The sequence below is a fragment of the Fulvivirga ligni genome (assembly GCF_021389935.1).
GTDB classification, from domain to species: domain Bacteria; phylum Bacteroidota; class Bacteroidia; order Cytophagales; family Cyclobacteriaceae; genus Fulvivirga; species Fulvivirga ligni.
In genome coordinates this window covers 5,873,963-5,886,909 of record NZ_CP089979.1, presented here as the reverse complement: position 1 = coordinate 5,886,909, position 12,947 = coordinate 5,873,963, and the positions used below count along the sequence as shown (strand labels likewise).

The 12,947-nt window shown below is 39.0% G+C and carries 13 protein-coding genes and 1 pseudogene; 3 read left to right on the top strand and 11 right to left on the bottom strand.

Translation table 11 applies throughout. The annotated features are described in order from the left end of the window. Positions 1 to 6: 6 nt before the first annotated feature. Positions 7 to 2,258 (bottom strand): annotated as a pseudogene (locus LVD16_RS25000) (ATP-dependent helicase). A 222-nt stretch (positions 2,259 to 2,480) separates the two neighbouring features. Here LVD16_RS25000 and LVD16_RS24995 point away from each other — a divergent pair. Then, on the top strand, positions 2,481 to 3,047 hold the full coding sequence (locus LVD16_RS24995) for a DUF3109 family protein (protein ID WP_233771029.1): 567 nt from the start codon (positions 2,481 to 2,483) through the stop codon (positions 3,045 to 3,047). Here LVD16_RS24995 and LVD16_RS24990 read toward each other — a convergent pair. From LVD16_RS24990 to pdxA, 10 genes are all read right to left on the bottom strand, one after another. Further along, complete coding sequence (locus tag LVD16_RS24990) at positions 3,044 to 3,691, bottom strand: hypothetical protein (protein WP_233771028.1); 648 nt, start codon at positions 3,689 to 3,691, stop codon at positions 3,044 to 3,046. The two genes, LVD16_RS24995 and LVD16_RS24990, sit on opposite strands and share 4 nt — an antisense overlap. A gap of 108 nt (positions 3,692 to 3,799) precedes the next feature. After that, positions 3,800 to 5,143, bottom strand: coding sequence for an acetyl-CoA carboxylase biotin carboxylase subunit (gene accC / locus LVD16_RS24985; protein WP_233771027.1), 1,344 nt, complete (start codon positions 5,141 to 5,143; stop codon positions 3,800 to 3,802). Between the two features lie 69 nt (positions 5,144 to 5,212). Next, positions 5,213 to 5,704, bottom strand: coding sequence for an acetyl-CoA carboxylase biotin carboxyl carrier protein (gene accB / locus LVD16_RS24980; protein ID WP_233771026.1), 492 nt, complete (start codon positions 5,702 to 5,704; stop codon positions 5,213 to 5,215). A gap of 25 nt (positions 5,705 to 5,729) precedes the next feature. Then, positions 5,730 to 6,296 carry an elongation factor P gene (gene efp / locus LVD16_RS24975; protein ID WP_233771025.1) on the bottom strand — a complete coding sequence of 189 codons (567 nt, stop codon included), beginning with the start codon at positions 6,294 to 6,296 and terminating at the stop codon, positions 5,730 to 5,732. Positions 6,297 to 6,341: 45 nt separating this feature from the next. Continuing rightward, the gene (locus LVD16_RS24970; protein WP_233771024.1) at positions 6,342 to 7,340 is read right to left on the bottom strand and encodes a beta-ketoacyl-ACP synthase III; all 999 of its coding nucleotides are present in this window, start codon (positions 7,338 to 7,340) and stop codon (positions 6,342 to 6,344) included. Positions 7,341 to 7,351: 11 nt separating this feature from the next. Continuing rightward, the gene (gene plsX, locus LVD16_RS24965; protein ID WP_233771023.1) at positions 7,352 to 8,293 is read right to left on the bottom strand and encodes a phosphate acyltransferase PlsX; all 942 of its coding nucleotides are present in this window, start codon (positions 8,291 to 8,293) and stop codon (positions 7,352 to 7,354) included. Positions 8,294 to 8,304: 11 nt separating this feature from the next. Beyond that, complete coding sequence (gene rpmF / locus LVD16_RS24960; RefSeq protein ID WP_202244210.1) at positions 8,305 to 8,496, bottom strand: 50S ribosomal protein L32; 192 nt, start codon at positions 8,494 to 8,496, stop codon at positions 8,305 to 8,307. 26 nt (positions 8,497 to 8,522) lie between these two features. After that, positions 8,523 to 9,059 carry a YceD family protein gene (locus LVD16_RS24955; protein ID WP_233771022.1) on the bottom strand — a complete coding sequence of 179 codons (537 nt, stop codon included), beginning with the start codon at positions 9,057 to 9,059 and terminating at the stop codon, positions 8,523 to 8,525. Between the two features lie 99 nt (positions 9,060 to 9,158). Next, a complete protein-coding gene (locus LVD16_RS24950; RefSeq protein ID WP_233771021.1) occupies positions 9,159 to 9,545 on the bottom strand; it encodes a tellurite resistance TerB family protein in 387 nt (128 codons plus the stop codon). Positions 9,546 to 9,666: 121 nt separating this feature from the next. Next, a complete protein-coding gene (pdxA, locus tag LVD16_RS24945; RefSeq protein ID WP_233771020.1) occupies positions 9,667 to 10,713 on the bottom strand; it encodes a 4-hydroxythreonine-4-phosphate dehydrogenase PdxA in 1,047 nt (348 codons plus the stop codon). Between the two features lie 98 nt (positions 10,714 to 10,811). On the opposite strand from pdxA, the gene rsmA reads away from it, so the two are divergent. Further along, positions 10,812 to 11,594: a 16S rRNA (adenine(1518)-N(6)/adenine(1519)-N(6))-dimethyltransferase RsmA gene (gene rsmA, locus LVD16_RS24940; protein ID WP_233771019.1), complete on the top strand. Its 783-nt coding sequence runs from the start codon at positions 10,812 to 10,814 to the stop codon at positions 11,592 to 11,594. Continuing rightward, on the top strand, positions 11,584 to 12,930 hold the full coding sequence (gene mgtE / locus LVD16_RS24935) for a magnesium transporter (RefSeq protein WP_233774621.1): 1,347 nt from the start codon (positions 11,584 to 11,586) through the stop codon (positions 12,928 to 12,930). The genes rsmA and mgtE overlap by 11 nt, the downstream gene beginning before the upstream one ends. The last annotated feature ends 17 nt before the right edge of the window (positions 12,931 to 12,947 follow it).

Here is a 12,947-nt window from a genome sequence, read left to right as displayed (position 1 = left end):
AATACTCTAATTTGAGTGAATTCGTAATTTAGCAAAACTAAGTAATAATGTTTTTTCTCCAAAGTCGTCAAAATTTACTTTGGCCTTTCTATTTGCACCGCTTTCATCCATTTCCATCACTTTTCCATACCCAAACTTAGGGTGCTCCACCTTCATGCCAGCCTTCAATGTAGAAGTATCGCTCGGCTTAAAATCTACCGGTGGTTTGTAATTAGACTTTCTCACCATAGGTTGTGATGAGGTAGTCTTTCTGATGCCACTAACAAAGTTCTTAGCATAATCATCAGATGGCTTAGACTCTACTCTTCCGGCACGTTTGCTCACACGGATAAAGTTAGGGTCTATTTCGTCAATAAATCGGCTTGGTTCACAGTTTTTGAGCCTTCCAAATCTATAACGAGAAAGTGCATAAGAAAGAAACAGCTTTTTCTCTGCTCTTGTTATGGCTACATAGAAAAGTCTTCTTTCTTCCTCCAGATCAGCACGGCTGCCAAGCATCATTTGTGATGGGAAAAGATCCTCTTCCATACCTACAACGTACACATTCTTAAACTCAAGCCCTTTGGCCATGTGAATGGTCATCATAGTCACTTTATCATTGTCATCGTCCTTATCGTTATCTACGCCGGTGATAAGAGCTATTTCCTGTAAGAAAGCACCAAGAGATTTATCTTGCTTCTCTTCGTCATCTACATACTCCTTTACCGCATTTAATAATTCCTGAACGTTTTCATATCGGCTAAGACCTTCTACAGTTTTGTCTTCATAAAGCTCCTTCAGTATTCCAGATCCTTTAGCAATAAGATTGGCAGCTTCATACGCATCTTTAGAATTAATGTCTATTTGGAAGCGTTTAATCATATTTACAAAGTCCATAACAGCATTAGCCACTCGGCCAGGCAGGAAAGAACTAATGTTGTTCAATACTTCCCAAAGACTCATGTCATGCTCATTGGCTGCTACAATGATCTTGTCTACGCTGGTATCACCAATACCTCTTTTCGGGTAATTAATTACCCTTCTTAAAGACTGCTCATCATTGGTGTTGATGGAAAAGCGTAAGTAAGCCATCAAATCTTTGATCTCCTTTCTTTGGTAGAACGAAAGACCACCTACAATCTTGTATTTTATGTTCATCCGCCTCAGGGCCTCTTCCATGGCCCTGGACTGACTATTGGTTCTATATAAAATGGCAAAATCACTGTTTTGAAGATGATTTTGCATTTTCTCTTCAAAAATAGAGGACGCCACCAGCTTACCTTCTTCATTGTCAGAAGTGGCTCGTAAAAGATCTATCAGCGTACCATCTTCATTGGCAGTCCATACGTTTTTCTTTAGCTGAGCGCGGTTTTTACTTATAATTGAATTAGCCGCATTTACTATGTTTTTAGAAGAACGATAGTTCTGCTCCAGCTTTATTACGCGTAGGTCTGGATAATCCTTTTCGAAGTTTAATATATTCTGAATATCAGCACCACGGAAGGCGTAGATACTTTGAGCATCATCACCCACCACGCAGATATTTTGCCTTACGGCCGAAAGCTTTTTAGTGATCAGGTACTGCGAAATGTTAGTATCCTGAAACTCATCCACCATTACATAGTGAAACCTTTGCTGATATTTGTTTAGAATATCGGTATGCTCTTTAAATAACACATTGGTGTTAAAAAGGAGGTCATCAAAATCCATGGCGCCAGCTTTAAAGCAGCGTTCCGCATAGGTTTTGTATATCCGTCCGAGCTCAGGTTTCATATTGCTCTCATCATCAGCCCTATAGATAGGGTTTTTAATATATTCTCTCCATGAAATCAGGCGGTTTTTGGCTCCTGATATACGGTTGAGCACCACATTAGGCTTGTAGATTTTATCATCCAGCGCCATCTCTTTCACTATAGATTTGATCAGCTGCTTAGAGTCATCAGCATCATAAATAGTGAAATTGCTAGGGTATCCTAATCGGTCAGCTTCACTTCTCAGAATTCTAGCGAAAACAGAGTGGAAGGTTCCCATCCATAGGTTTCTGGCTTCTGTGCCCACTACCTTTTCAATACGGTCTCGCATTTCTTTGGCCGCCTTATTGGTAAAGGTGAGGGATAATATATTAAATGGATCTACTCCTTTTTCTCTAGTAGGTATGCTATACGGTAGGTTAGTACTCTTGTTTTGCCTGAACCCGCACCTGCAATGATCATTGTAGGTCCATCAGTGTTCACCACTCCTTCATATTGGGGCTCGTTAAGGCTCTTTAAATAATCCATTCTCGAACTTTAATCCTCTACTATTTAGATTTTCCAACATCAAAATTAACTGAATATAACGAGAATTTCAGAACGATTATAAATTAAAGAGATTTTATTAATAGCTTTTTTTAAGTTCCCGAATTGTCGGATTTTTGCCCTTTGAAAATGAAATTAACTTCTTCTAAATGATCTTTTTATAATGAAAGGCTGTTGAGAAGTATTGGTGCCAAATAGAATGCTATGATAGAGCTAGATAATGTAATCTTATCAGATGATATAAAGGAAAAGTTTTTCGTTTGTAATCTTGATAAATGTAAGGGAGCCTGCTGTGTAGAGGGTGATTTAGGAGCACCACTGGAAGAGGAGGAACTGAAGGTGCTGGATGAAATTTACAAGCACGTAGAGCCGTATTTATCTGAAGAGGGTAAGAAAGCAATATCTGAGCAGGGCAGGTACATCCTGGATGATGATGACGACTATTCTACACCAACTATAGGAGGGAAGGAGTGTGCCTATGCTATCTATGATGAGAGAGGCATTCTTAAATGCGGAATAGAGCAGGCTTATCTGGACGGGAAAATAGATTACAAGAAGCCTATCAGCTGCCATATGTACCCTATTAGAGTTACTAAGTATGATGAATTTGATGCTTTAAATTATGACCGTTGGGATATTTGTGATCCGGCCTGTGATTTTGGAAAAGAGCTTCAAGTGCCTATTTACAAGTTTCTAAAAGACGCCCTTACCAGAAAATATGGTGAAGAGTGGTACGCAAAACTAGAGAAACTAATCGCCGAAGAAGGTTAATTCTTTATTGGTACATATAAGCTAAATCGGAATTCTAGGATATTATCGCCTCCTGTTTCCCCTAGCTCAGAAATATTATCTAAGTAATCAGTGAGAGGGTTAAGAAAACCTGCTTGTAGACCTATACCATATTTATTAGGAAGAAAATAAGTAGCTCCGGCAGAGGTAGGAAGCATAAAAGTTGAATTTCGGTAAGATTCATCCGGATTTCTAGTATTTCCCTGGTCTATCAGGCTGTTTCCTTCATCATCTTTTGGGGTGAACCTGAAAAAGCCAATACCCTGACTTACATAAACGATTAAGAAATCAGTTTTCACAATGTTATAATGCAGGTCATAGTTTAGGAAAAAGAAATTTGTTCTGAAGTATCTGTTCGGTTCAATGTCTCCGGTTTCAAATCTCCTGAAATCTCTATTCTCTCCGCTTACACTGCCAATTCCAAGGTTGAAATTGCCATTCAATCGCTTCTTTTTGTTCAGCTGTACACCTACCTGAAAAAGTCCACGATATTGATCATAGCTGCTAAGGTCACCCTTGTAGGCTGCCATGGAGATGCCGGTATGAGCCCACAGGTTTTGAGCCTCAGAGCTATAATGGAAGCAGAGTGATAGTAAAAGAGTAATGGCTAAAAACAGACCTTTCATATGAATGGAGTAGTTTATCCAATAAAGTTATAATTGAATATCCTTATAGAAAAACAAAAGCCTCGATAATTACTTACCGAGGCTTTTTATTATAACAATTTAAACTATTTACAGATCAGTGAAGTCGAAGGTTTCCAAGAACTTGGTAGTGAAATTACCACCTTGGAACTCCGCGTCATCCATAAGTTTAAGATGGAAAGGAATAGTAGTTTTTACTCCTTCAATCACAAACTCACTTAGCGCTCTCTTCATTCTGGTAATTACCTCTTCTCTTGACTGGCCACTAACAATAAGTTTAGCGATCATTGAGTCATAGTTTGGTGGAATAGTATAACCAGCATATACGTGGCTATCTACACGCACACCATGACCACCAGGCATGTGTAAGTTAGTAATTTTACCAGGAGATGGTCTGAAACCATTTCTTGGGTCTTCCGCATTAATTCTACATTCCATAGAATATAAGTTAGGGAAGTAGTTTTTACCAGAGATCTCTACTCCTGCTGCTACTTTGATTTGCTCTTTGATAAGGTCAAAGTCAGTAACTTCTTCAGTAATAGGGTGCTCTACCTGGATTCTGGTATTCATTTCCATGAAATAGAAATCTCCATGCTTGTCTACCAGAAATTCCACGGTACCAGCTCCTTCATATTTAATGGCTTCAGCACCTTTGATGGCTGCTTTACCCATTTTCTCACGTAGCTTTTGGCTTACGATAGGAGATGGAGTTTCTTCTACTAATTTTTGGTGTCTTCTCTGAATAGAGCAATCTCTTTCAGAAAGGTGGCATACTTTACCACGCTTATCACCTACTACCTGAATCTCAATGTGACGAGGCTCCTCTACGAATTTTTCCAGGTAAAGACCGTCGTTACCAAAGGCAGCACCAGCTTCTTGTCTGGCATCATCCCATGCCTTTTTAAAGCCACTAGGGTCATTTACAATACGCATACCTCTACCACCACCACCGGCAGTAGCTTTAAGGATTACAGGGTATTTAATTTTTTCTGCGATTTTTAACCCTTCTTCCATATTCTTAAGAAGGCCATCAGAACCAGGTATAGTAGGTACACCTGCTTTTTTCATAGTGTCTTTGGCCGTAGCCTTATCACCCATCTTATTGATCATATCAGGTGATGCGCCTATGAATTTGATGTTATATTCTTGACATACCGAGCTAAACTCTGCATTCTCAGCTAAGAACCCATATCCTGGGTGAATAGCATCTGCATTAGTTATTTCAGCCGCAGCTATAAGGTTTGGTATGTTGAGGTATGATTCACTACTAGGAGCTTTACCAATGCAAACAGCTTCATCTGCAAAGCGAACATGCAAGCTATCCTTGTCAGCCAAAGAATAAACAGCTACCGTCTTAATGTTCATCTCACGGCAGGTTCTGATAATTCTTAGCGCTATCTCTCCTCTGTTAGCAATTAATATTTTCTTAAACACGATCGTTAGTTTTAGTGCAAAACATCTAATAAAAAACGAATCCCGAATCAGATCGGGATTTTAAACTCTTTATGAAGGGTCTACCAGGAATAACACTTGGTCATATTCCACTGGCGATGCATTCTCCACCATTACTTTCACAATAGTACCTGATACTTCAGACTCTATTTCGTTGAAAAGCTTCATGGCTTCGATAATACATACTGGCTGACCAGCCTCTATTTTATCACCTACGGCTACAAAAGACGGAGAGTCAGGGTTTGGAGATCGGTAGAATGTACCAATCATAGGTGATTTCACTTCTATGTAATTAGATGTATCGTCTTTAGCCGGAGCTGATGCTTCTGCGGCAGCAGGAGCACTTGCAGGGGCCGCAGCCGGAGCAGCTACTGGTGCAGCAGCCGGAGCTGGTGCAGCACTAGGTGCGCTTTCTACAATCTTAGTTTGTACTTCAGGGTCACGTATAACGGATAACTTTAGCTCCTCGGTCTCAATATTCACTTCGTTAAGACCTGACTTTGAAATGAAATCTATCAGATCCCTTATCTCTTTGGTTTTCATTTAAGAAATAATTTAATTTTAAAACTTATTCTTTTACTCGCTCAGAGTATGAGTTTGTGCGAGTGTCAATTTTAATCTTGTCTCCTTCATTAATAAATAAAGGAACTTGAATTTCAGCACCTGTTTCCAGCGTAGCAGGTTTGGAAGCGTTTGTAGCTGTATCTCCTTTTATTCCTGGTTCTGTGTAAGTTATAGTAAGCTCCACAAAAGCAGGAAGTTCAGAGCCTATAATTTTCTCCTCTTCTGCATGAAACAAGACGTCGATCTCCTGGCCATCTTTAATTAAACCAGGGTTGTCCATCAAATGTTCTTCCACCACTGCTTGTTCAAAAGTGCTGGCGTCCATGAAATGGTATCCTAAATCATCCTTGTAAAGGAATTGGTGCGGTCTTCTTTCTATTCTGGCAGTAGTAACTTTATGTCCTGCAGAGAAAGTGTTTTCTACCACTTTTCCGGTTGTAAGACTTTTAAGTTTTGTACGTACAAAAGCAGGACCTTTACCAGGCTTTACATGCTGAAACTCAACTATGGTGTAAAGATCATTGTTGTATTCCAAACATAAACCGTTTTTAAAATCGGCCGTTGTTGCCATAATCAGGATTGTTTAAAACAAATTAATAAATAAAATTCAATATTGTTATTTAGCGTCGTAAGCCCACTTTAAATAAATGGCTCCCCAGGTAAATCCACCACCAAAAGCAGCCATTACCAGGTTGTCACCTTTCTTTAACTTAGACTCATAATCCCATAATAACAAAGGAATAGTACCGGCTGTTGTGTTACCGTACTTTTCAATATTCATCATTACCTTATCTTCCGTTACGCCCATTCTGTTAGCCGTAGCGTCTATGATTCTCTTGTTTGCCTGGTGTGCCACCAACCAATCAACATCATCAGCAGTAAGGTTGTTTCTCTGCATAATTTTAGCTGCATAATCTGCCATGTTAGTAACGGCAAATTTAAATACAGTAGCACCATCTTGTCTGGCGTAGTGTTCCTTAGCATCTACTGTTTCGTGGGTAGCAGGATAACGGCTACCACCAGCTTTCTGGTTAAGGAATTCAGCACCAGTACCATCACTTTTATGGATAGAGTCTATGATGCCGTTATCATCCTGGCTAGGCTCAAGCATTACTGCTCCTGCGCCGTCTCCGAAGATGATACATGTAGTACGATCTTTATAGTCTATGATAGATGACATCTTATCACCACCAATAACTATAACTTTTTTATAACGTCCGGTTTCTATAAACTGAGCAGCGGTAGTAAGGGCGTAAATAAAGCCAGAACAAGCTGCAGATATATCATAGCTAAATGCATTTACTGCACCTACCTCAGCAGAGATAACGTTTGCAGTAGATGGGAATACCATATCAGGCGTTACCGTAGCACAAATGATAAGTTCTATATCTTTTGGATCAGTACCAGTTTTCTCTAACAAACCTTTTACGGCTGCAGCTCCCATTACGGAAGTACCCTGGCCTTCACCTTTAAGTATTCTTCTTTCTTTGATACCAGTACGGGTAGTGATCCAATCATCACTAGTCTCAACCATTGTTTCAAGTTCCTGGTTAGTAAGAATGTAATCCGGTACATAACCATGAACGCCCGTAATGGCGGCTCTGATGTTAGCCATAATTTATAGATTTAGTCTCCTAAGTGCTGTTTAATTTTTAAATGAATATTGCTTTCAGCCATCTTTACAGCTAATAGCGTCATATTCTTAATTGCTTCTGCGCTGGATACACCGTGTCCTATTACTACGTTGCCATTGATACCTAAAATAGGGCTACCGCCAATAGATTCGTAGTTGAACCTATCAAAGAATTCATCCTTCATTTCTCTCTTCTCTAAGAGATCATAAAAGGTTTCTGCCATTTTAAGGATCACATTACCTGTGAAACCATCACAGACAATGACGTCGGCCTTATCGTTGAATAGGTCTCGTCCCTCAATGTTTCCAATAAAGTTGATCTTGTTACCAATTTTAAGAAGCTGATATGCGGCCTGGGTAAGAAGAGTACCTTTTTGTTCTTCTTCACCGAGGTTCATTAATCCTACTTTAGGATTATCAATCTCTAATACATGTTTTGCATAGAGAGACCCTATCTCACCGAATTGGTACAGTACATCAGGTTTGCAGTCTGCATTGGCGCCTACGTCCATAATAACGCCGAAACCACCTGCTTCTTTAGGAACGAAACCAGCGATTCCTGGTCTGATAATTCCTTCGATGGCCTTAATAGTAAACATAGCACCAACATGCATGGCACCAGTATTACCTGCGCTACAAAATGCGTTTACCGCTCCTGATTTTAATAACCCATAGCCTACGGGGATGCTGGCGTTAGGTTTTTGAGAGAGTGCCTTTGTGGGATGCTCACCCATATCAATCACCTCGTCTGCATTGAAAATTTCAATGTTAGGACTGGTGACATCGTGTTCTTTCAGTTTGGATCTTAATAAATCCTCTTTACCTACTAAAACAATCTTGGTGTCGTCCGAGATTTCTTGTGAGGCTAACTTTGCTCCTACTACAGTGCAGTCAGGAGCAAAGTCACCACCCATTGCATCTAATGCAATCTTCACAAGCAATGCGATTAAGCCAATACTTCTTTCTCCATCACAACTTTACCTTTGTAGTAAAGTTTGCCTTCGTGCCAGAAGGCACGGTGAGGTAAATGGAATTCACCTGTAGTAGGGCATACTGCCAGATGCTTAGCTTCGGCCTTGTAATGAGTCCTTCTCTTGTCTCTTCTCGTTTTTGACGTCTTTCTTTTAGGATGAGCCATTTCTAATTTATTTAATTACTATGTTCTTATTTCAAATTTTTTAACTTCTGCCACCTTGGATCAATGTCATCTTCATCAGACGACGAATCAGGTGTGTCTTCAGATTCATCTTCAGAGCTGTAAATCAGCGCGTCAGAATCATCTTCTTCATTAAACCTGGGGTGCAACTTCTTCATCGGTATTGAAACCATAATGAATTCATATATAAACTGCGCCAGGTTGATTCTTTGTTTGTCACGAGAAATGATCATAATCTCTTCACTGATCTCCTCATCCTCATCTCCAAACTTGAGAATCAATTCTTTTATGGTGCTTATAGCGTAGTCGAACAAATCTAAACTACGATCACATTCTAACTCTACACTTATGTCAATATTAAAATTCAGTTTTATAAAAGTTTCTGTTTTTTCTAAACTAACTTTTACAATACCTGACCCTTTTTCAACTAAGCTTTCCTCAAAAGCATCAAAAAATGCATCACCAATTTCAAATTGGTAATCATAGTTGCCGCTTTTCAGCTTAAAAATGTCAATATTGAACTGTTCGAGCTCGCGTTTAGCCATTCCCACCAAATTAAGGATGCAAATTTAGTAGATAAATTTGATTAGAAAAAGAACTAAAAACTTTTTCTAGCCTGTAAGTGAAATGGATAGTGGATAAGATCAGGTAAACCGCTGGAAAATTATGGGTCTAAGCTCCTCCTTACTTTTGCTTTTTATCTCATCTCTGAGGAAGTGAACCACATCTTTCTTGAATCCTAATTTAATTGCGATGTCTATGCAGAAAATAATTTCACTATCAAATATTTTCTCATCTATCATCATAAGTTCTATGCAACTGTAGAGATATTCGAACTTTTGATTATCAGATAGGGCACCGAACGTTCCAATAGGTTCTGGCTTCTTTATTAATTCTTTAACGCTATCTTCAGGAAAGTTCCTCAATTTGGCGATTTTAAGGATTAATTCCTTTTCCTGGTCGTCAAAGTGCTTGTCTGCTTCCGCCAGTTGTATGAGTATATTCAGTTGTTTCCTGGTAACGATATCCATCCGTATATGAGGGGTTCAGTGTTAGGTTGGGGTTAAATTTAGTTTTTTTCTATAAATAAACATAAGTCCTTCATAAATAGTTATAAATGCAGGTATACTTCAATGAAAAATATATAGCAATTTAAGACTTGCTTTCCCCAGCCATCTCCTTCCTGTCTTCATGTATGGTGCAAATATCTTTGGCCATATATATAGCGTGTAGCATAGAAGAGGCGCTTGCAATGTTTTTACCTGCAATATCATAAGCAGTGCCATGGTCTGGAGAAGTCCTTATAATAGGTAGCCCTGCAGTGAAATTAACTCCATTTTCAAAAGCTAATGTTTTGAAAGGAATTAAGCCTTGGTCATGATACATGGCTAACACGGCATCGAATTTTGAATAATCATTTTTACCAAAGAAGCCATCAGCCGGGAAAGGGCCATATACCAGCTTGCCTTCATTCTTAAGCTTATTGATAACCGGAATGATCAGCTCATTTTCTTCTTTACCTAATAAACCATTTTCACCAGCATGAGGGTTAAGGCCCAGTATGGCTATTTTAGGTTTCATAATGCCAAAGTCATTAATCAGTGACTGCTCCATGATGGAGTATTTCTTCAGAAGCAGATCTTTGTTTAGCTTTTTGCTAACATCTTTTAATGGCAAGTGGCCTGTAACTACACCGATTTTCAGGTTTTCTGTAGTCATGAACATTAGACTATCCTCGGCTCCAAATTTACTGGTAAGATATTCAGTGTGGCCAGCGAACTTAAAGTTGTCGTTTTGAATGTTGTCCTTATTAATAGGTGCCGTTACTAGAGCATCAATATATCCTTCCTTGAGATGAGCCGTGGCTTTTTCCAGAGCGTTGAAAGATGCTTTTCCTCCTTCGGGTGTTACTTCACCAGTTTTAATCTCTATCATCTCATTCCAGCAGTTGATAACGTTTACTTTTCTGCTTTGAAATTTGCCGTCATCCTTCACCTGAGTGTAATTAAAGTCCTCTATTTTTAGTGCCTTTCTATAATATGAAAGCACTTTAGTAGAGCCATATATAACTGGGGTGATATAATTTAAAAGTCTATTATCTCTAAGGGCTTTAATGGTGACCTCCGGGCCTATGCCATTAATGTCTCCTAGAGTGATTCCTATTCTTGCTTTATCCGGATGTTTTGAATGATTGCTCATTATTTTTTTAATAACTTTAGCCGCCAGCTTTAGCGTTGGTTAAATCTTTACTTAAAGGTGTACGCAATTTAAAGCATTTTCTATTCATTGAAAAAAACATGGTAAAACCAAAGAAACACCTGGGGCAGCATTTTCTTACTGATCAGAGTATAGCACTAGATATTGTGAAGGGGGTAAGGTGTCATCAGCAAGGTATAAAAATATTGGAAATAGGCCCCGGAACGGGCGTGCTTACGCAATTTTTAGCCGAAGATTATAAAGATGATCTGGTGCTAATTGATCTTGATAAAGAATCGATTGATTACCTGAAAAAACATTATTCGCAACTTGAGAAAATTATTTATGGTGATTTTCTTAAGATGGATTTACGTGAGTATGTAGGAGATAAATATATAGTGATAGGTAACTTTCCATATAACATTTCGTCTCAAATTTTCTTTAAGATTCTAGATGACAGAGACAGCGTTATCGAAGTGGTGGGTATGCTGCAGAAAGAAGTGGCTGAAAGATTAACGTCACCTCCTGGAAATAAAACATACGGCATACTCAGTGTCTTTCTTCAGGCTTTCTATGATGTAGAATATCTTTTCACTGTAGGTAGAGATGTTTTTGACCCTCCACCTAAAGTTCAGTCTGGTGTGATAAGGTTAGTAAGAAATAGTAGGAAGAGTTTAGACTGTGATGAGGCATTGTTTAAAACAGTGGTAAAGCAGGGCTTCCAAAACCGGAGGAAAACATTGCGTAACGCTTTAAAACCTCTAAATTTGAGTGATGAATTAAAACTACTCCCCATTTTAGATAAACGTGCTGAAGAGCTAGCTGTTGAAGATTTTCAAGAACTGACAAACCAAATAGATAGTGGAAGAATTAATGAAGTTTGAGCTCACTAAAGAGTATAGGGAGCGGTTTGAACAAGCGGTTACAGATAGCGATGAGGCTTTTATCATTGCTACACTGGAAGGGGTGAATCCTGCCGATATCTCTACCTTACTTCATGAATTTAATACTGAAGAATCTAAATACGTTATAGATCTTCTGCCTTCTGAAATACGAGCAGACATTATCAATGACCTGGATGAGGATATTAGAAGTAAATTTCTAAAAGTATTTGAGCCTAATGAGATTTCTCAAATAGTAAACCATCTTGATTCTGATGATGCAGTAGATATCCTGAACGAACTACCGATAAAGGATAGGGAAGAGGTTATTGCCAGCATTGATAATGAAGAGAAGGAAGCCAACATTCTGGACCTGTTAAGGTACGATGAAGATGTGGCGGGTGGTCTCATGGCCAAGGAGCTTATAAAAGCGAATGTAAACTGGACAGTGGTACAGTGTATAGAGGAGATTCGCAGGCAGGCTGAAAATGTGCAAAAGCTGTATTCAGTTTACGTGGTGGATGATCATGATAAGCTTCTGGGTAGAGTTTCGTTAAAGAAAATTATCCTTTCTGAGGATAACATGCACATAGCTGACATCTATGATCCTGGAGTAACTGCTGTGGAAACATATATGTCTGAGGAAGAGGTGGCTCAGGTAATGCGAAAATATGATTTGGAAGCTGTGCCAGTAATAAACGTGCAAGGCAAGCTGCTTGGGCGAATCACTATTGATGACGTGGTAGATGTAATTACCGAACTAGCGGATGAGGAAAGACAGATGATGTCTGGTATATCCGAAGACGTCGAAGAAGCGGATAGTGTATGGATGCTCACCAGAGCAAGATTACCCTGGCTAATTGTAGGTGTAATAGGTGGTTTTATTAGTGCTCGCCTGATTGGAGTATTTGAAGAAGAACTCACCAGAATTACGGCTATTGCTTTCTTTATTCCACTTATTCAGGCTACTGGTGGTAACGTTGGTATTCAGTCATCTTCCATAGTACTCCAAAGCTTAGCTAACCCTTCTGCTTTTAGCGATAGCTTAAGAAAGAGATTATTTAAGGTGTTTATGGTAGCGGCCTTGAACGGCGCCGTATTGGCTAGTCTGGTTTATGGAGGAAATGTATTAACCGGAGGTACAACTAGTCTGTCATTAGTAGTTTCAATCGCTCTTTTTAGTGTGGTATTGATTGCTTCTTTTATAGGTACAATCACACCATTAATTTTAGATAAATTTGGCTTTAATCCTGCCTTAGCATCCGGTCCGTTCATAACAACTACTAATGATGTAATGGGCTTGGCCATATATTTTTACACGGTTCATATGTTGTTATAGCATTGTCATAAAGAAAA

Excerpts from the sequence above, each read along its gene's own strand:
- LVD16_RS24995 (WP_233771029.1), top strand. The coding sequence starts at position 2,481 with ATGATAGAGCTAGATAATGTAATCTTATCAGATGATATAAAGGAAAAG.
- LVD16_RS24990 (WP_233771028.1), bottom strand. The coding sequence starts at position 3,691 with ATGAAAGGTCTGTTTTTAGCCATTACTCTTTTACTATCACTCTGCTTC.
- accB (WP_233771026.1), bottom strand. The coding sequence starts at position 5,704 with ATGAAAACCAAAGAGATAAGGGATCTGATAGATTTCATTTCAAAGTCA.
- efp (WP_233771025.1), bottom strand. The coding sequence starts at position 6,296 with ATGGCAACAACGGCCGATTTTAAAAACGGTTTATGTTTGGAATACAAC.
- LVD16_RS24970 (WP_233771024.1), bottom strand. The coding sequence starts at position 7,340 with ATGGCTAACATCAGAGCCGCCATTACGGGCGTTCATGGTTATGTACCG.
- rpmF (WP_202244210.1), bottom strand. The coding sequence starts at position 8,496 with ATGGCTCATCCTAAAAGAAAGACGTCAAAAACGAGAAGAGACAAGAGA.
- LVD16_RS24955 (WP_233771022.1), bottom strand. The coding sequence starts at position 9,059 with ATGGCTAAACGCGAGCTCGAACAGTTCAATATTGACATTTTTAAGCTG.
- LVD16_RS24950 (WP_233771021.1), bottom strand. The coding sequence starts at position 9,545 with ATGGATATCGTTACCAGGAAACAACTGAATATACTCATACAACTGGCG.
- pdxA (WP_233771020.1), bottom strand. The coding sequence starts at position 10,713 with ATGAGCAATCATTCAAAACATCCGGATAAAGCAAGAATAGGAATCACT.
- rsmA (WP_233771019.1), top strand. The coding sequence starts at position 10,812 with ATGGTAAAACCAAAGAAACACCTGGGGCAGCATTTTCTTACTGATCAG.
- mgtE (WP_233774621.1), top strand. The coding sequence starts at position 11,584 with ATGAAGTTTGAGCTCACTAAAGAGTATAGGGAGCGGTTTGAACAAGCG.